18 protein-coding genes are annotated in these 16,432 nt (G+C 55.6%); 2 read left to right on the top strand and 16 right to left on the bottom strand.

What is annotated here, in order from left to right; all coding sequences use genetic code 11:
• Positions 1–98 precede the first annotated feature (98 nt).
• Together MCACP_RS05230 and MCACP_RS05225 are read right to left on the bottom strand one after the other, a co-directional pair.
• Entirely contained in the window at positions 99–761 is a 663-nt protein-coding gene (locus MCACP_RS05230) for a coenzyme F420-0:L-glutamate ligase (protein ID WP_406678315.1), read from the bottom strand.
• A 4-nt stretch (positions 762–765) separates the two neighbouring features.
• Positions 766–1,686 carry an N-acetylmuramoyl-L-alanine amidase gene (locus MCACP_RS05225; RefSeq protein ID WP_406678314.1) on the bottom strand — a complete coding sequence of 307 codons (921 nt, stop codon included), beginning with the start codon at positions 1,684–1,686 and terminating at the stop codon, positions 766–768.
• Between the two features lie 199 nt (positions 1,687–1,885).
• Here MCACP_RS05225 and MCACP_RS05220 point away from each other — a divergent pair, with 199 nt between their 5' ends.
• Positions 1,886–3,559, top strand: coding sequence for a hydantoinase/oxoprolinase family protein (locus MCACP_RS05220; protein ID WP_406678313.1), 1,674 nt, complete (start codon positions 1,886–1,888; stop codon positions 3,557–3,559).
• Positions 3,552–4,865: a histone deacetylase family protein gene (locus tag MCACP_RS05215; protein ID WP_406678686.1), complete on the top strand. Its 1,314-nt coding sequence runs from the start codon at positions 3,552–3,554 to the stop codon at positions 4,863–4,865. The genes MCACP_RS05220 and MCACP_RS05215 overlap by 8 nt, the downstream gene beginning before the upstream one ends.
• Before the next feature lie 40 nt (positions 4,866–4,905).
• Here MCACP_RS05215 and MCACP_RS05210 read toward each other — a convergent pair whose 3' ends face one another.
• The 14 genes from MCACP_RS05210 to MCACP_RS05145 all read right to left on the bottom strand — a co-directional run bounded on the left by MCACP_RS05210 (position 4,906) and on the right by MCACP_RS05145 (position 16,326).
• Entirely contained in the window at positions 4,906–5,268 is a 363-nt protein-coding gene (locus MCACP_RS05210) for a YraN family protein (protein ID WP_406678312.1), read from the bottom strand.
• 84 nt (positions 5,269–5,352) lie between these two features.
• The gene (locus tag MCACP_RS05205) at positions 5,353–6,783 is read right to left on the bottom strand and encodes an NADH-quinone oxidoreductase subunit N (protein WP_406678311.1); all 1,431 of its coding nucleotides are present in this window, start codon (positions 6,781–6,783) and stop codon (positions 5,353–5,355) included.
• On the bottom strand, positions 6,783–8,312 hold the full coding sequence (locus tag MCACP_RS05200) for a complex I subunit 4 family protein (protein ID WP_406678310.1): 1,530 nt from the start codon (positions 8,310–8,312) through the stop codon (positions 6,783–6,785). The genes MCACP_RS05205 and MCACP_RS05200 overlap by 1 nt, the downstream gene beginning before the upstream one ends.
• Positions 8,309–10,183 (bottom strand): NADH-quinone oxidoreductase subunit L, encoded by a 1,875-nt coding sequence (gene nuoL, locus MCACP_RS05195; RefSeq protein WP_406678309.1) that lies wholly within the window; start codon positions 10,181–10,183, stop codon positions 8,309–8,311. Before nuoL ends, MCACP_RS05200 begins: the two co-directional genes overlap by 4 nt.
• Positions 10,184–10,209: 26 nt before the next feature.
• Positions 10,210–10,518 carry an NADH-quinone oxidoreductase subunit NuoK gene (nuoK, locus tag MCACP_RS05190; protein ID WP_141264270.1) on the bottom strand — a complete coding sequence of 103 codons (309 nt, stop codon included), beginning with the start codon at positions 10,516–10,518 and terminating at the stop codon, positions 10,210–10,212.
• A complete protein-coding gene (locus MCACP_RS05185; RefSeq protein WP_406678308.1) occupies positions 10,515–11,021 on the bottom strand; it encodes an NADH-quinone oxidoreductase subunit J family protein in 507 nt (168 codons plus the stop codon). Before MCACP_RS05185 ends, nuoK begins: the two co-directional genes overlap by 4 nt.
• Positions 11,014–11,418: a NuoI/complex I 23 kDa subunit family protein gene (locus MCACP_RS05180; protein ID WP_406678307.1), complete on the bottom strand. Its 405-nt coding sequence runs from the start codon at positions 11,416–11,418 to the stop codon at positions 11,014–11,016. Before MCACP_RS05180 ends, MCACP_RS05185 begins: the two co-directional genes overlap by 8 nt.
• A gap of 1 nt (position 11,419) precedes the next feature.
• A complete protein-coding gene (nuoH, locus tag MCACP_RS05175) occupies positions 11,420–12,460 on the bottom strand; it encodes an NADH-quinone oxidoreductase subunit NuoH (protein ID WP_406678685.1) in 1,041 nt (346 codons plus the stop codon).
• 35 nt (positions 12,461–12,495) lie between these two features.
• On the bottom strand, positions 12,496–13,611 hold the full coding sequence (locus MCACP_RS05170; protein ID WP_406678306.1) for an NADH-quinone oxidoreductase subunit D: 1,116 nt from the start codon (positions 13,609–13,611) through the stop codon (positions 12,496–12,498).
• 3 nt (positions 13,612–13,614) lie between these two features.
• Positions 13,615–14,064, bottom strand: a complete 450-nt coding sequence (locus MCACP_RS05165) for an NADH-quinone oxidoreductase subunit C (protein ID WP_406678305.1) — start codon at positions 14,062–14,064, stop codon at positions 13,615–13,617.
• A gap of 1 nt (position 14,065) precedes the next feature.
• Positions 14,066–14,566: an NADH-quinone oxidoreductase subunit B gene (locus MCACP_RS05160; protein ID WP_406678304.1), complete on the bottom strand. Its 501-nt coding sequence runs from the start codon at positions 14,564–14,566 to the stop codon at positions 14,066–14,068.
• Positions 14,557–14,916, bottom strand: coding sequence for an NADH-quinone oxidoreductase subunit A (locus MCACP_RS05155; RefSeq protein ID WP_406678303.1), 360 nt, complete (start codon positions 14,914–14,916; stop codon positions 14,557–14,559). The genes MCACP_RS05160 and MCACP_RS05155 overlap by 10 nt, the downstream gene beginning before the upstream one ends.
• A gap of 54 nt (positions 14,917–14,970) precedes the next feature.
• Positions 14,971–15,645: a ribonuclease HII gene (locus MCACP_RS05150; RefSeq protein WP_406678302.1), complete on the bottom strand. Its 675-nt coding sequence runs from the start codon at positions 15,643–15,645 to the stop codon at positions 14,971–14,973.
• 12 nt (positions 15,646–15,657) lie between these two features.
• Positions 15,658–16,326 carry a response regulator gene (locus MCACP_RS05145; protein WP_406678301.1) on the bottom strand — a complete coding sequence of 223 codons (669 nt, stop codon included), beginning with the start codon at positions 16,324–16,326 and terminating at the stop codon, positions 15,658–15,660.
• Positions 16,327–16,432: the final 106 nt, after the last annotated feature.

The raw sequence follows: 16,432 nt of genomic DNA, 5'->3' as shown, positions 1-16,432 counted from the left end.
GCCACCTCCAGAAAATCTCATTACCCCATTATTATACGTTCTCGTCCACCTGCAGGACAAGTAAAAAATCGCCCGTCATTGGGCGATTCTATGGCCATCTATCCCCTCATTTCCCGGCGCTTGAGGATAACTATGGGCGTCTGCTCATCTTCATTGCCAAAGGGGTTATCCCGTAAAGCCTCAATTACTGCTTGCCGGTAGCGCTTATCAGTGATGCCCAGGATGTCTACACACCTTTTATCATTGACATCGGCAATCACGGCTTCCGCCCCGGTAGCCTTTTTAATGTCCTGCACCAGCCGGCCCGGGTTTTTGGGCCCCATGACGATATGCCGCTCGTAGGGGTACATGGTACCGGCTATGTCGTCGATCAGGGCCAGCTCGCGCCCGGCTACAATGTAAAAGAGGCCCTTTTTCTTGAGCAACCGGCCCACAGCAGCCGCGGCACAGCCGGCCAAGATGCGCGCCGTACCCACTTCTTCGATGGCCAGCTGCATGGCCGGCGGGGTCGCGAGGCTGCCGTCTTTACCGGGAAAACGGCTTAAAAAACGCGCCAGCCTGCCGGGGCGCACCGTTTCCGGTAAAACGGCCCGGCCCTGAGTAATGGCGACGACGCTTTCCGCCAGGCAGATGACATCGCCGGGCGCGGCAATACCTTTACTATATTTTATGGCCAGGCTGACTATGTCGTCGTTTTCGGTAACGATATGGGTGCGGATGGGTATTTTATAGAATAATTTTCCCTCATTCTTCCCGGCCATAGGATTATTTCCTCCGCTGGAAATATTGTTTGATAGCTACGGCGGTAGCCAGAGCTACCTTCTGGTGGAAATAGGGGTTGCGCAGCAAACCTTCATCGACCCAGTTGGTAATGGCTACCGGTTCCAGCTTTAAGCCGGGCACCTCTCCAAGGCGGGCCAGCTCTTCGTCAGCTTTAACTCCCCGCGCCGGTGTCTTCACCCTGGCCACGATTCTTTCTAAAACCTTAGCCGCCAGTTCCTCATTACCCCTGGAAGCGGGATTATAAAGGACGGCCGTCCCCCGCTGGCCTGCATCCGTCGCACCATGCTCGTGGACGCTGATAAAGCAAAAAGTAGCCGGGGTAACTTTCCGCAGACGTTCCTGCCAGGAGGGGTTTTCCTGCTCCTCGCGGGTCCAGATCACCCGCGCTTTAAAACCCTCCAGGACCCGCGCCAGTTCCCGGGCGGTCTTCCAGGCCATATCCCGCTCCCAGAGATTGACCGGCCCCCGCCAGCCGCCATCGGTCCCCCCGTGACCCGGGTCGAGGATGATTAATTTATCCCGGTAAAATTCCTGCAGGGGCCGGCGGCTGAAGCGTAATACAATCCGGTAGGGAACCCCCTCTACAGCAGTCAGCGTCGCCTGGACGGCCTCATCTAGACTGATGTTAAAAGTGACCTGCCTGTCACCAGGCTCAACCGTTACTTCCCGGACAATACCGTCCTGGACATAAAGGGGGCCGGGGTACATATTCAGAATGGCCCGGAGGGTCACCCGGCAGGTACCCGGTTCTGGATAGTCGATTGCCGTGGGAGGCGGAGCAGTGGCTTCAATGGTAACGGTGCTGAACTGCTCTTCCCCCTCCAGCATTACCTTGCTATAGAAATTGGTCAGCCGGGCGGTGGTGGGCAACTTCTTCACCTCGCTAACCAGGCTCGCTGGCAAAGGCCGGAACGCCTGCTATTATTCATATGCCAGGAATCACCTTGAAAGACTAGATGGTATATTTTACAAGCTACAATTATACTCTTTCCATTTAGATTTGCAAATTAAACCCTGTAACTTGCGGAAAAAATTGCCCGCTAGCGCAATATCCTTGCAACTCCCGGTTTAAAGTTCTAAAATAAACCTGGAGGCGAGGCAAATGTTTGTAGGACTGGATATGGGTGGCACCCATACCGATGCCGTCCTCATTGCCGGGGGCCGCATCCTGCGCCACTATAAAACAACAACCGACCAGGCGGACTACCTCGGCACCATTACCCGGGCCCTGGAAGCTGTCCTGGCCGGGATCGAACCCTCCGCAATAAAACGCCTCAATTTAAGCACAACCATTTGCACCAACGCCATCGTTACCGGCCGCACCAGCCCCGTAGGTTTGCTCCTGGAGCCGGGGCCGGGCTTAAATCCCGCCGTACTCGCCTGCGGCCAGAAAAACTTCATCCTCTCGGGGGCCATCGACCACCGCGGTCGCCCCACCAGCCCCCTGGTAGAAGCGGAGATAAAGGCTGCCGACAGGGAGCTGCGGCAGGCCGGCATCCGCCAGCTGGCCATTGTCGGCAAGTTCTCAACCCGCAATCCGGAGCACGAACTCGGCATCAAGCAGGCCCTGTCCCCTGGCTACGATTTTATTACCATGGGCCACCGCCTGTCAGGCCGGTTAAACTTCCCCCGCCGGGTCTTCACCGCCTATCTGAACAGCGCCGTCGCCGCTACTTACAATTCCTTTGCGGCTGCCATCGAAACTTTTACTGCCAGAAAGAATTTACCCTTTGCTCCCTATATTTTAAAGGCCGACGGCGGCACCCTGTCCCTGGAGGCCTCGCGGGCCTTACCTGTTGAAACCATCCTTTCCGGCCCTGCGGCCAGCGTCATGGGCGCCCTGGCCCTGGTGCCAGCTCAGCAAGATGCTATCATCCTGGATATAGGTGGAACAACCACGGATATTGCTTTCCTGGCCGGCGGTGTGCCCCTCTATGAACCCACTGGCATAAGCCTTGCCGGCTACCCCACCCTGGTGCGCGCGCTGTTCAGCTACTCCCTGGGTCTGGGGGGCGACAGCTGCCTGCGGGTAAAGGAGGGGCGTTTAACCATCGGCCCCGACCGCCAGGGGCCGGCCCGGGCCCTGGGGGGCCCGGCCGTGACCCCCACCGACGCCCTCATTACCCTGGGCCGCCTGGACCTGGGGGATAAGGCCGCCGCCCGCCGGGGCGTTGCCGAACTGGGCGATGAGCTGGGACTGGGGACAATGAATATGGCCGCTGCCATCTTGCAGCAAATGGCGGGGGAAATTGTCCGGCAGTGTCGGGCCCTGCTGGATAAAATCAACAGCCGGCCGGTCTACACCGTCCGCGAAGTGCTGGAAGGTAAACAATTACAGCCCGCCCAGGTGATTGTCATTGGCGCCCCGGCACCCATACTGGCGGCCGAACTGGAAGCTGCTTTCGGCCTCCCGGTAACCGTCCCCAACCTGGCCGGGGTGGCCAATGCCATTGGGGCAGCTTTAAGCCAGCCAACTACGGAATTGACCCTCCTGGCCGATACCGAACAGGGACTACTAACTGTTCCCGAAGAGGGCATCCGGGAAAAGATCCCTGCCGGCTACAACCTGGAGCGGGCCCGTACCCGCGCCCTGGAGCTTTTGCGCGGGCGTCTTTTGCGCCTGACCCCGGAAGCGGCCGGCACCGAGCTGGAAGTAGTGGAAGAACAAGCCTTTAATATGGTTTCCGGTTTTTATACTACCGGTAAAAATATCCGGGTAAAAGTTCAGGTTAAACCCCGGGTCACCCCGCTGAAGGGAGATGGGGATGATGTATAAAGCCGCCCGCCGCCTGGGCCTGGTCTTCTTCCCGGCCTTTGACTGGGCCATCAGCCCTACCCACCCCGAACGGGAAGAGCGGCTCCTCTATACCCAGGACCAGGTCCTGGAAGAAGGCATCCTGGACATCGACGGCATCTATGAATACCGCCCCCGCCTGGCTGCAATAGCCGATGTGGAAAGGGTGCACGTCTGTGTCCCTGACGTCATGTCCAGGATCACCGAATCCCACCTGATAGCCGCCGGCGGTGCAATCGTGGCTGCTGAAGCCGTCCTCAAAGGTGAGGTGGATAAAGCCTTTGCCATCGTCCGGCCGCCGGGACACCATGCCATGCGCATCGTCCACGGTGCCCGCGGTTTCTGCAATATTAATATAGAAGCCATTATGATCGAATATATCCGCCGTCATTATGGTAAAAAGCGCATCGCCATTGTGGATACCGACTGCCACCACGGCGACGGCAGCCAGGACATCTACTGGCATGATCCAGACACCCTTTATATTTCTTTACACCAGGACGGGCGTACCCTCTACCCCGGCACCGGCTTCTTAAATGAGTTCGGGGGACCGAACGCCTTCGGCTACAATTTAAACCTGCCCCTGCCGCCCGAGACAGGCGAAGAAGGTTTCCTCTACGCCCTGGAACATTTCATCCTGCCAGTCCTGGCCGATTTTAAACCCGATCTGGTCATCAATTCCGCCGGCCAGGATAACCATTATACCGATCCTATCACCAACATGCGTTTTTCCGCCCGGGGTTACGCCCGCCTGAATGACCGCCTGCAGCCGGACATAGCCGTCTTAGAAGGCGGCTACTCCATCGAAGGCGCCCTGCCCTATGTCAATGTGGGGATCATCCTGGCCCTGGCCGGACTCGATTACTCCAGCATTCGGGAGCCTGACTACAGCCCGGCCAGGGTGGCCCAGTCTTCCCGGGTCAGCGACTACATCGCCCGCCTGTGCGAAGAAACCTACCGCGCTTGGCAGCAGCGGGAAACACTGCGGGCTGAATATGTCCGGGATAAAAAAGAAATCAGCCGCCGGCGTCAGATCTATTACGACACCGAGGGGCTGATGGAAACCCAGGTAGAAACAACGCTCGTATGTGATTCTTGCGGCGGGCTCACCTGGATCGACTCGCGAACCGACCGGGGCAGCCACATCCTGGCCATCTTTATCCCCCGCGAGGCCTGCCTCCGCTGCCAGGAAGAAGGCCACGCCCTCTTTGAACGCGCCTCCGCCGGGTCGTACAGGGACGGTATTTATCTCCAGGACCGGGTCCAGGACCTGTTATTAAAGAAATAAATCTGTAATTAAAAAGCCAGGTGTTACCCTGGCTTTACATTTAAAACGCTCCTTTAATAATTTCTATCTCCCTCACTCTCTCCTGCCGGTCCAGCCAAACCGCCACCACATCAAAACGGCAGGGACGGTTGCTCAAACCATGCCTGCTAAGGTAATAGGCCGCCAGGCGGCGCAGGCGCATTTGCTTGCGGGCGTCAACTGACTCCTGGGGTGTACCGAAGGTGGCTGTCGAGCGGGTGCGTACCTCGACAAAAACAACTGCCTCGCCGTCGGCAGCAATAATGTCTATTTCCCCCAGGGGGCAGCGGTAATTACGCGCCAGCAGCCGGTAGCCGCTGCGCTCTAAATAGACGGCGGCGGCCGCCTCGCCTCGCTGGCCGCGCCGCCGCCGCGCCACAGTCATGCTGGCTCACCTCGCCTTGAAGGCTAAAGGCTGAAACCCTATTCACGTTGCCTGTATTCAATGAGGCCGCTGAGATGGACAGCCTCAGGGCATAAAGAAGGCTACCGCCGAGTTCATGGCATAATTGGTCAGGGGTGTCGGGTAAATCCCCAGGAGGAAGAGGACCAGCAGGGACACTATCATGGCTATTTGGAGGCCGGGAGCTACCCGCACCGGCCGGCTCCCCTCCGGCGGGTTGCCCAGGTACATGGCCTTGGCCACCAGCAGGTAGTAGTAGACAGAGACCATACTCATGAGGATACCAAGAATGGCCAGCCAGATATAACCCCTGGATATAATGGACATGAACAGGTAAAACTTGCCGACAAAGCCGGCCATGGGCGGTATCCCCGCCAGAGACAGCAGGGAAAAAAGCATTACCGCCGCCACCAGGGGCGAACGCCTGGCCAGGCCGGCGTAATCTCTGATCTCATCGCTTCCATCGGTGTTGTAGAAAGCCGTGGCTGCCATAAAGGCGCCCATGTTGCCGAAGACGTAGAGCATAGCGTAGTACATGATAGCCCCGATGCCAAGGACCGAGAAGGATACAACACCCAGGAGCAGGTAGCCGGCCTGGGAGATGCTGGAATAGGCCAGCAACCGCTTGATATTGGTCTGGGGAATGGCCACCAGGTTCCCCAGGACCATGGTCAACACTGCCAGGGCAATAAAGAGCTGCATCCAGAAGTTGTGCAGGTCCGGCAGGGCGCCAAAAAACACCCTTACCAGGGCGGCAAAGCCGGCGGCTTTGGAGGCAACCGATAAGAAACCCGTTACCGGCGTCGGTGCCCCTTCATAAACATCGGGAGACCACATATGAAATGGTACGGCCGTTACCTTAAAGGCAAAGCCGGCCAGAAGAAAGATTGTTCCCAGGAGGAGGGCCGGGCTGGCACCGCCGGTCGCAACTGCTTGCGCAATCTCCTTGATTACCGTGCTCCCGCTGGCCCCATAGACCAGACTCAAACCGTACAGGAGAATGGCCGAAGACATGGCCCCCAGAAGAATATACTTGATACCGGCTTCGGCCGATCTGGCATCGTCCAGGCGATAAGCGGCCAGGATGCAGAAAGTAATGGTCATCAGCTCCAGGCCCAGGTACAGGCTGATCAGCTCGCCGGAAGAAGCCAGGATCATCATCCCCAGGGTGGCCAGAACCAGCAAAGCATAATATTCTCCCTGGTTAAAGCCCATCTTTTCTACATATTCAAAGGAACAAACTGCAGTCAGCAGAGCCGCGGCCAGGAATAAAACTTTAAAATAGGTGCCAAAGGGGTCGATAACATAACCGCCCAGGACTACCCCGCTGGCATCCCGCATGCTGAAAGCCGCCACCATCAGGCCGGCCAGGCCGGCGGCTGCTACATAGCCAATACCACGGCGGTCGTTTTGGGGTACCAGCAGGCCTAAAGCCAGCAGCCCCAGGCCTAAAGCAGCCGTTAATATTTCCACCGTTAGTAGCTGCAGACTAGCCATTAAAAGATACCCCCAATCGCCTTCGCAGCTTCTATTTTAGCTACGAGCGGGGCTACGCCGCTGTTGATCATGTCAATCTGGAGTGAAGGGAGCAAGCCAAAGAGGATCAGGGTGGCCACTAAAACGACAATGGGCACCATTTCCACCCCGCGGGCATCTTCCAGGTGATCCCATTCGGGTTTCCGCGGGCCAAAGAAGGTATTCTTGACCACCCGCAAAACATAGGTGGCCGTTATGACAATACCTGAAATGGCGAGTATAGAAAGTATCCGGTAAGAAAGAATACCACCCAGCAAAGTCTGCTCCCTGGTAAAGGAGCCGATGAAAATGAGAAACTCGGCGACATAGTTGTTAAGGCCCGGGAGGCCCAGGGAGGCCAGGCCGCCGATAAGGAAGCCTGCCGCCACCCGTGGCATCTGGTGGGCCAGGCCGCCAAAGCGGGCGATTTCCCTGGTATGGGCCTTGTGGTAAACATTACCCACCAAAGCAAAGAAGAGGGCCGTCATGATGCCGTGGGCGAACATCTGGGCTACCGCCCCGTTCAGGCTTAAAGTGTTAAGGGCAGCTATCCCCAGCAGGACGTAACCCATATGGCTGACGCTGCTATAACCGATAACAAACTTGAGGTCTTTCTGGACCATGGCAATCATGGCCCCGTAGACCACATTCACTATACAGAGAACGGCAATGAGGGGCGCCCAGTATTTGGCTCCTTCCGGGAAGAGGAAAAGGCCCACCCGGATAAGACCGTAGGCTCCCAGCTTCATCAAGACACCAGCGTGGAGCATACTGACAGCCGTCGGAGCGGCCACGTGGCCGTCCGGTGACCACAGGTGCAGGGGCCAGATAGGCACCAGCACCCCGAAGCCGATTAACATCAAGAAGAAAACAAATTTCTGGAAGCCCAGGTCATACTTCACCGTGGCCAGGGTCTGGATGTCGAAGGTTGCATGGCCCAGCTGCTGGGCAGCGTACAGGAAGGTGGCAATAATACCGATCAGGGCGAATGCGCTGCCGACGAGGAGGTAAAGGGTCAGCTTCATGGCCGCATATTCTTTCCTGGTGCTGCCCCAGATACCTATTAAAAGGTACATAGGGATCACCGCTACCTCAAAGAAGAGGTAAAAGAAAAAGAGATCGCGGCTGATGAAGACCCCGAAAACCCCCGTCACCAGCATTAACAGGAAAATGAAGAATTCCTTCACCCGTTTGGTCATATCCCAGGAGGCAAAGACGCCGGTGAAGATGACGAGGGCCGTCAGCAATACCATAGGCATACTTAATCCGTCGACACCGACGGAGTAATTAATGCCGAAGGACGGAACCCAGGGAACATCCTGGAGGAATTGCAGGCCCCCCCGGCCGTAATCATAGAGCACATAGGCCAGGATGGCCAGCACCAGGGAAACAAAGGTGGCCGCAGCGGCGGTGATTTTGATAGTCAGCTCTTCCCTCTCCGGGATTAACAGGATCAGGAGCAGTCCCACCACCGGGGCCAGCATAATGGCCGTCAAGATAGGAAAATTCACTGGATCACACCTCCTAACACCGGTGCCGCCATCCAGAGGGCAATAATCACTACGGCGGTAAAGATGACCAGGGCATAGGTCTGCAGGTTCCCCGTCTGGAGGAGGCGTAGTTTCCGGCCCGAGATACGGGTCATATCGCCGACACCGTCGAAGATACCGTCAACTACATGCCGGTCGTGCCAGTTAAAGGCTTCCGACAGCCCCAGGACAACGCGGCGGAAAAGCCACATATAGATTTCGTCGATATAATATTTGTTCACCAGCAACGTATAGATGCTGCGATAACGGTTAGCCAGTTTTTCCGGCACGTCGCTGGGACGGCCATAGAAGAGCCAGGCCAGGCCGATACCCGCCAGGGAAACAATTACTGAAATCAGCATAACGGCATAGTTGGGTTCAGCATGATGGGGCTCACCATAATAAACGAAGGTGCTGAAGCCGTGGTCGGTAAAGGGTGTCCCCACGAAACCGACTACCACCGTAAGCACGGCCAGGATAATGAGGGGCACGGTCATAGTTAAAGGCGACTCATGGCCATGGAGACCGGCACGCCGGTCGCCAAAGAAGGCCACGAAGATCAGGCGGAACATATAAAAAGCCGTCAGGAAGGCTACCAGGGTGCCCAGGATATAAAGTCCGGTAAAACCATGGTCAAAGGTTGCGGCCAGGATTTCATCCTTGCTCCAGAAGCCAGCCAGGGGCGGTAACCCGGCCAGGGCTAAAGCAGCAAGGACAAAGGTGCCGGCGGTAATCTTCATATCCTTGTACAGGCCGCCCATGCGGAATATGTCCTGCTCTTCCAGGGCATGGATCACACTCCCGGCACCCAGGAAAAGGAGGGCTTTAAAGAAGGCATGGGTCATGAGGTGGAACATGCCGGCCGTCATATTACCGACACCCATGGCCATGACCATGTAGCCCAGCTGGCTCATGGTCGAGTAAGCGAGGATCCGCTTGATGTCCCGCTGGGCAACGGCAATGGTTGCTGCCAGTAAAGCCGTAAAGCCGCCCACATAGGCAACCAGGAGCAAAATGCCCGGCAAGCTGGCAAAGAGGACATAAGCCCGCGCCAGTAAATAGACACCGGCAGCCACCATGGTGGCGGCATGGATCAGGGCGCTCACCGGCGTGGGGCCTTCCATGGCATCAGGCAGCCAGACATGGAGGGGAAATTGGGCCGACTTGCCAATGGGACCGATAAATACCAGGGCCGCCGCCAGGGCTAAAAAGCCGGTATTTTGATAGCCGGGAATGGCTTCGGCCAGCTCCCGGAAATTAAAGGTCCCAAACATGGCAAAGAGGAAGAAAAAGCCCAGCATAAAACCGAAGTCGGCCACCCGGTTGGTTACAAAGGCTTTCAAGCCGGCCCGGGCCGCAGCGTGTTTATGATAGTAAAAACCAATAAGGAGGTAAGAACAGAGTCCCACCAGTTCCCAGAAGAAAAAGATCATAAAGTAGTTATTGGCCAGGACCAGACCCAGCATGGAGGCGCTGAAAAGGGAAAGATAGCTAAAGAAATTTGAAAATCCCGGGTCGCCGTGCATATAGCCTACGGAGTAAATCTCTACCAGCAGGGCCACCAGGGTGACTACCAGGAGCATTACTGCAGTCAAAGGGTCAATTAATATCCCGGCCTCAATCTTTAAAAGTCCCGGTATCTGGAGCCACGGGACAGCGTATTCCACCGGTTTCTCCATGGTTATACCCAGGAGGAAGACTTCCCGTAGTACTCCAACGGCCATGACAAAGCTGGCCGCAATGGCGGCAATAGCCACCAGGGCGCTTAAATGGCGCACTTTACGCGTCAGAAAAACAATGATAGGAAAGGCTATAGCGGGAAAAACCGGTATCAACCAGGCATATTTGATCACGGGATATCACCTGCCTTATTGACAAATTACCATTTGAGCCAGTCAAGGTCATCCACGTTGCTGTCCAGGCGCCGGCGGTAGATATTTAAGACCAGGGCCAGGCCGACGGCTACTTCAGCTGCGGCCACGACAATGACAAAAATGGCAAAGATCTGGCCTGTCACCCGGGCCGGCTCCAGGAAATGGTTAAAAGCCACCAGGTTAATATTGACCGCATTAAGCATGAGTTCAATTCCCATTAAAACAGCGACGGCATTTCTCTTGGCCAGGGCACCAAAGAGGCCGATGCAGAAAAGCAGCCCCCCCAGGGCCAGGTAGTGATTTAAAGTAATCACTGGTCCTGTTTCCCTCCCCTCGCCAGGAGAATAGCCCCTACCATGGCCACCAATAAGAGCACGGCCGCTATTTCAAAGGGGATAGCAAACGGGCCCAAAAAGGCATCGGCAATAGCCCCGACATTACCTGCCGGTGCCTGGCCGGGACCAGCCACCCAGGACATGCGGGCTGTCGCCAGGGTGATTATGAAAAACAGGGCCAGGGAAACAACGGCCGCCGCCAGGTAATTGACGTTGAACAGGTTGCTGGCCCGGATGTCGCCCCGCCGGGTCAGCATAATGGCAAATACAATTAGAACGGCAATAGCACCGGCATAGACCAGGAGCTGCACCGCCGCCAGGAACTCGGCGCCTAGCAAGATATAGAGGCCGGCAGCGGCCACAAAGGTCAAGACCAGGTACAGGGCGCTGTGCACGATATTTTTTAGTAAAACTACGGCCAGGGCGGAAGCGGTAATAATCGCCGCCAGCAGCCAGAAGAAAAGGGCAGTCGTATCAGGCACCTTTTTTCACCTCCGCCGCCGGGCCAGCCAGCAAATCATGTTCGGTATCCTCATAGCGATAGCAGGCCAGCTCAAAATCAGGCTGCCAGTGCAGGGCGTCCTGGGGACAGCTTTCTACGCACAGGCCGCAGAAGAGGCACTGGCCAAATTTCACCCGGTAACCGGTAAGACGGCGTTTCTTCTGTTCGTCGCGCTCGCTTTCAATAGTTATAACATGGTTGGGGCAGGCGCTGGCACAGAGGCCACAGGCTATACACTTCTCCCTGTCCAGGCGAAAGGAACCGTGGGAGGCCGGGGGCAGGTTGGGCCGCCGTTCCGGATACTGTTCTGTTATGGCCTTGCCAAAAAAGAAGTGCCAGGTGATACTTAACCCCTTTAATAAACCTTGCCCGAACATCCTACCACCTCCCCAGGGTCAGCAGCTGGTAAATCTTAATTCCCACGCCGGTCACCAGGATGTTGGCCAGGGACAGAGGTAACAATACCTTCCAGTTAAAGCCCAGCAGGTGATCGATGCGAATGCGGGGAAAGGTCCAGCGCACCCACATAAAGATGAAAATCATAATATAGACTTTAATCAAGAACCATAACCACGATGGCAGCCACGGCCCGTGCCAGCCCCCCAGGAAAAGGGTTACCGCCAGGGCCGAAACGCTGACCAGGTTGGCATACTCCGAGAGATAAAAGAGGGCGTAGCGCATCCCGGTATATTCCGTATAGGGACCGGCGATAATCTCCTGCTCCCCTTCAACCAGGTCAAAGGGGGCGCGGTTTACTTCCGCCGTGGCCGCTATAAAGTAAATAAGGAAAGCTACAGGTTGGAGTAGTATATACCAAATCTTTTCCTGAGCCGCCACTATCTGGGAAGTCTGCAAAGACCCGGCCAGCATAATTACCCCCAGGATAGAAAAGGTCAGGGGTATTTCGTAGCTTACCATTTGGGCTACACAGCGCATACTCCCCAGCAGGGCGTATTTATTGTTGGCCCCCCAGCCGCCCATTAAAATGGCGATGGTTGTGGTCGAGGCCACGGCCAGGAAATAAAAGACACCAATATTTAAATCAACAGGGATCATCCCTTTACCAAAAGGAATGACAGCATAGACCATGACCGCCGGGATAAAGATTATTACCGGCGCAATAATAAAAACCCATTTATCAGCCCCGCGTGGTATAATATCCTCCTTGCCAAGGAGCTTTACAGCATCGGCTACCGACTGGAGGAGCCCACGAGGGCCCAGGCGGTTGGGCCCGAGCCGCTGCTGCATATAAGCACTTACCTTCCGTTCCAGGTAAATCAAATAAATGGCATTAAGAAAGATAAAGGCTAGGACACCCACCAGGTACAGGAGGCCCATCGCCAAGGTCTGTCCCCACGGCGGAGCCCCGACCAGGAACCCCTTTAAATAGGCGGCTATGCCAGTAAATATATTTTCCATAGCCAACTATCCTCTCCCTTAAGCAAAACTCCCGTTCACCGGTCAACCTCACCTAGAACAATATCAATAGAGGCAAGGTTGACAACAAAATCCTGGATATTACCGCCTTCGGCTATTTTGGGCAAAACGCCTAAATTAACAAAGGACGGGCTGTGAATGTGCAGGCGGTAGGGCTTATTGCCGCCGTCACTTACGAGATAAAAGCCCAGAATTCCTTTAGCGCCCTCGATCTGGTGATAAACTTCTCCCTTGGGCGGTTTAATCACCCGGGGCACTTTGGCCATTACCGGCCCGTCGGGGAGCCCTGCCATGGCCTGGCGGATGATGCGGGCGCTCTGTTCCATCTCCAAAAGGCGAATAACAAAGCGGTCGTAGCTGTCCCCGTTGTTTAAAGTGGGAATATCGAATTCGAACCGGTCATAAATACCATACGGCCGCGCTTTGCGCAAGTCAAAGGGCAGCCCGCAGGCGCGTAAATTCGGCCCCGTAAGGCCATAGGCCAGGGCTGTCTCCAGATCAATCTTGCCCACACCCCGGCAGCGGGCCTGGAAAATTTCATTCCCCGTAATCAAGCCGTTCACTTCCGCGATCAACTGGGGCAAATCATCTAAAAAAGCTTCCAGGGCCGGCAAGAAGCCCGGCGGAATATCGGCAGCCACGCCACCGATACGCATATAGCTCACCGTCAGGCGCGAGCCACAGGTCATTTCAAAGAGGTCCAGTATCCGCTCCCTTTCCCGGAAAGGTGGAAACCACGCCGTCCAGCCGGACACATCCAGAGCCATAGAAGCAACCATAATCAGGTGGCTGGCTATCCTGGACAGCTCGGCCATGATAATGCGCAGGTACTCGGCCCGTTCCGGCACTTCAATATCCATCAGTTTTTCTACCGTCTGGACATAACCCAGGTTGTTCAGCATCCCGGCCAGATAATCAAGGCGGTCAGTGTAAGGGATGACCTGGGTGTAGGTGCGGTCCTCAGCCAGCTTTTCTATGCCCCGGTGCAGATAACCAACTATATTTTCCACCTTGACTACTTTTTCGCCATCCAGGGTCAAAAGGGCCCGGTAAACGCCATGGGTACTGGGGTGCTGGGGACCCATATTAAGCTCAATTTCCTGCGTCTGCAAATCCTCCCTGGCAACGGCCATAACCTACTCCCTCCCTTCTTCGGCATTTAACTGGAAATCCTTGCGCAAAGGATGACCGGTAAAATCGTCGGGACAGAGGATCCGTTTCAGGTTGGGGTGCCCTTTAAAAATGACCCCCATTAGATCATAGACTTCCCGTTCCTGGGCTTCCGCTGCCGGCCAGATAGCAGTTAACGAAGGAACTTCCGGGTACTGGCGGCTGAGGTTCACCTTGACTCTCAGCTCCTTTGCTTCCGGCACGGCCAGCAAATGGTATACCATTTCTATCCGGTCTTCATCCTGGTAATCTACAGCCGTCAGGTCGGTCAAAAAGTTAAAACCCCGTTTCTCCTTTAGCTCCTTCATAACCGCCAGCAGCTGGTCGGCCGGTACAACCAGGGCTGGCATGTCAACACCTTCCTCCCCTTGCACTCCGGGGAAGAGGCCCTGCAATTCTTCAATTAACGTGGCCATTTCACTTCACCAGCACCGCTTTAGGATTGATCACTTTTTTCTTTAGCTGCAGAAGGCCGTTAATCAATGCCTCCGGCCGCGGGGGACACCCGGGAACATAGACATCCACCGGCACAATGGTGTCTACTCCCGGCACAACGTTATAAGAATCTACGAAGGGGCCGCCGCTGATGGCACAGCTCCCCATGGCGATCACCCACTTCGGCGCCGGCATCTGCTCATAGAGGCGCCGGACAATGGGTGCCATTTTTTTCGTCACCGTTCCTGCCACAATCATCAAATCAGCCTGGCGCGGCGAAGGCCGGAAAACCTCGTAACCAAAACGGGCAATATCATAACGGGCGCCGCCGGCAGCCATCATTTCAATGGCGCAACAAGCCAGGCCGAAGGTTAGCGGCCAGAAGGAATGGGCCCGGCAGAAATTGAGCAGGTAATCCACTTTCGACAGGATAATATTATCAGGCACTTGGGGTTCCGGCGGTTTCAACCTGGCTACAGCCACTTTAACGCACCCTCCTTCCAGGCATACCAGAGGCCAATTACCAGGATAGCTATAAAAATAATCATTTCAATGAAAGCAAATAACCCCAGTACTTGAAAACGTACCGCCCAGGGGTATAAAAAAACAGTTTCTACGTCAAACAATAAAAAGACAAGAGCATAAAGAAAGTAGCTTACTTTAAACTGGACCCACGTTGGTCCCCGGGTATCAAGGCCGCACTCATAGGTGGCCACCTTGTCCCCCACCGCGTTTCCCCGGGGGCGGAGGAGCCAGTTTGTTGCCAGGGCGGCGATGGCCGTAGCTGCCCCGCCAGCGAGGAAAACAGCCACTATCCCATACTGCTGTAACATCCTTGGTACCTCCCTTCCATATTGGCGCTCTAATCTTTGGAAATACTCAAATACTTATTCGCCAAACTTATGGAAATCCCTGCTTTTGACTACCATCGCGTTTTTAAAACTTAAACGGTGCAGTGAACTGGGTCCCAGACAGGCCAGGGCACGCCGGTGCTCCGGCGTTGGGTAACCCTTATTTTCTGCCAGCCCGTAACCGGGAAAAACAGCGTCGTAGGCCACCATCAGTTCATCCCGGGCCACCTTGGCCAGGATCGAGGCAGCTGCAATGGAGGCGCTTAATGCATCGCCCCCAACCAGGGGGGTCTGGGGTACAGGGAAACCCGGCAGTTTGAAGCCATCAACTAAAACATGGTCGGGCTTAATGGGTAAAGCCATTAAGGCCCGCCACATGGCCCACCGGGAAGCCACCAGGATATTCAGGCAATCAATCTCCTTAACCGAGGCCCAGCCAACGGCCCAGGCCAGGCTTTCTTTTTTAATTATTCCTGCCAGCTGCCGGCGCCTGGCAGGAGGTATCTTTTTCGAATCATTGAGGCCGGCGATAAACAAACCCGGTGGTAAGATAACGGCTGCCGCCGTTACCGGCCCGGCTAAAGGGCCGCGGCCGGCTTCATCCACGCCGGCTATATGCACGGCCCCCTGACGCTGTAAGCGCCGCTCCCACGTGTAAAGGGCTGCTACCCGCTCCTGCTCTTCCAGGCTTACACCCTGCACTTCGGCCACCTTTTTTATCACCTATATTAGATTACCACCACTTAAGCCGTGTTTCAAGGCATAAAGAGCCGCCTGGGTACGATCGCTGACGCCAATTTTATGAAAGATGTTCGTTAAATGGTTTTTTACCGTTTTTTCACTGATATATAAGTCCCGAGCGATCTCGCGGTTTGATTTCCCCAGGCTGACGTGAACTAAAATTTCCCGTTCCCTGGGCGTTAAAGGTAGCCCCTCCGTCGATGAATTAGCAGGCAAGTCCTTCTTCTGGATATAATCAATTACCTTGGGGGCAATGCCGGGGTGAATTACCTGGTACCCCCGGGCTACCTGGAAAATAGCCTTGACCAATTCTTCGGCACCGATGTCCTTAAGGACATAGCCGGAAACCCCGCACTTCAGCAATTCAATGATATATTCCTCGTCATCGTGAATGGTCAGGGCCAGGATGCCGGTTTGGGGCAGTTCCCGGCGGATCACCTTGGTAGCTTCGATTCCATTTAAACCGGGCATGTTAATATCGATTAAAATTACGTCCGGACGGTGACGCCGGGCCATTGCAATAGCTTCCTGCCCATTCCCGGCCTCGGCAACCACCTGAATGCCCGGTTCCAGTTCCAGAATCTTGCGAATGCCTTCCCGCACCAGCGGATGGTCATCAGCAATCACAATGGAAATCTTACCGGCCGGCACAACTTCCACCTTCCCTGCTGCCACGGTATAACAGGAACAGTGTCTCGTTGAAATAATGATGCACTTCTGTCAGTTTTGTCATATATTCCGGGTACTGTCTATCCTG

Origin of the sequence: Neomoorella carbonis, from assembly GCF_045278715.1 — a bacterium.
Lineage (GTDB): Bacteria > Bacillota > DSM-521 > Neomoorellales > Neomoorellaceae > Neomoorella > Neomoorella carbonis.
Note: the sequence above shows the minus strand (reverse complement) of the source record. Positions and strands in the feature narration are given on the sequence as shown.

Coding starts and splice junctions, on each gene's coding strand:
- MCACP_RS05170 (WP_406678306.1), bottom strand. CDS start 13,611: ATGGCCGTTGCCAGGGAGGATTTGCAGACGCAGGAAATTGAGCTTAAT.
- nuoH (WP_406678685.1), bottom strand. CDS start 12,460: ATGGAAAATATATTTACTGGCATAGCCGCCTATTTAAAGGGGTTCCTG.
- MCACP_RS05220 (WP_406678313.1), top strand. CDS start 1,886: ATGTTTGTAGGACTGGATATGGGTGGCACCCATACCGATGCCGTCCTC.
- MCACP_RS05205 (WP_406678311.1), bottom strand. CDS start 6,783: ATGGCTAGTCTGCAGCTACTAACGGTGGAAATATTAACGGCTGCTTTA.
- MCACP_RS05165 (WP_406678305.1), bottom strand. CDS start 14,064: ATGGCCACGTTAATTGAAGAATTGCAGGGCCTCTTCCCCGGAGTGCAA.
- MCACP_RS05210 (WP_406678312.1), bottom strand. CDS start 5,268: ATGACTGTGGCGCGGCGGCGGCGCGGCCAGCGAGGCGAGGCGGCCGCC.
- MCACP_RS05215 (WP_406678686.1), top strand. CDS start 3,552: ATGTATAAAGCCGCCCGCCGCCTGGGCCTGGTCTTCTTCCCGGCCTTT.
- MCACP_RS05180 (WP_406678307.1), bottom strand. CDS start 11,418: ATGTTCGGGCAAGGTTTATTAAAGGGGTTAAGTATCACCTGGCACTTC.
- MCACP_RS05230 (WP_406678315.1), bottom strand. CDS start 761: ATGGCCGGGAAGAATGAGGGAAAATTATTCTATAAAATACCCATCCGC.
- MCACP_RS05155 (WP_406678303.1), bottom strand. CDS start 14,916: ATGTTACAGCAGTATGGGATAGTGGCTGTTTTCCTCGCTGGCGGGGCA.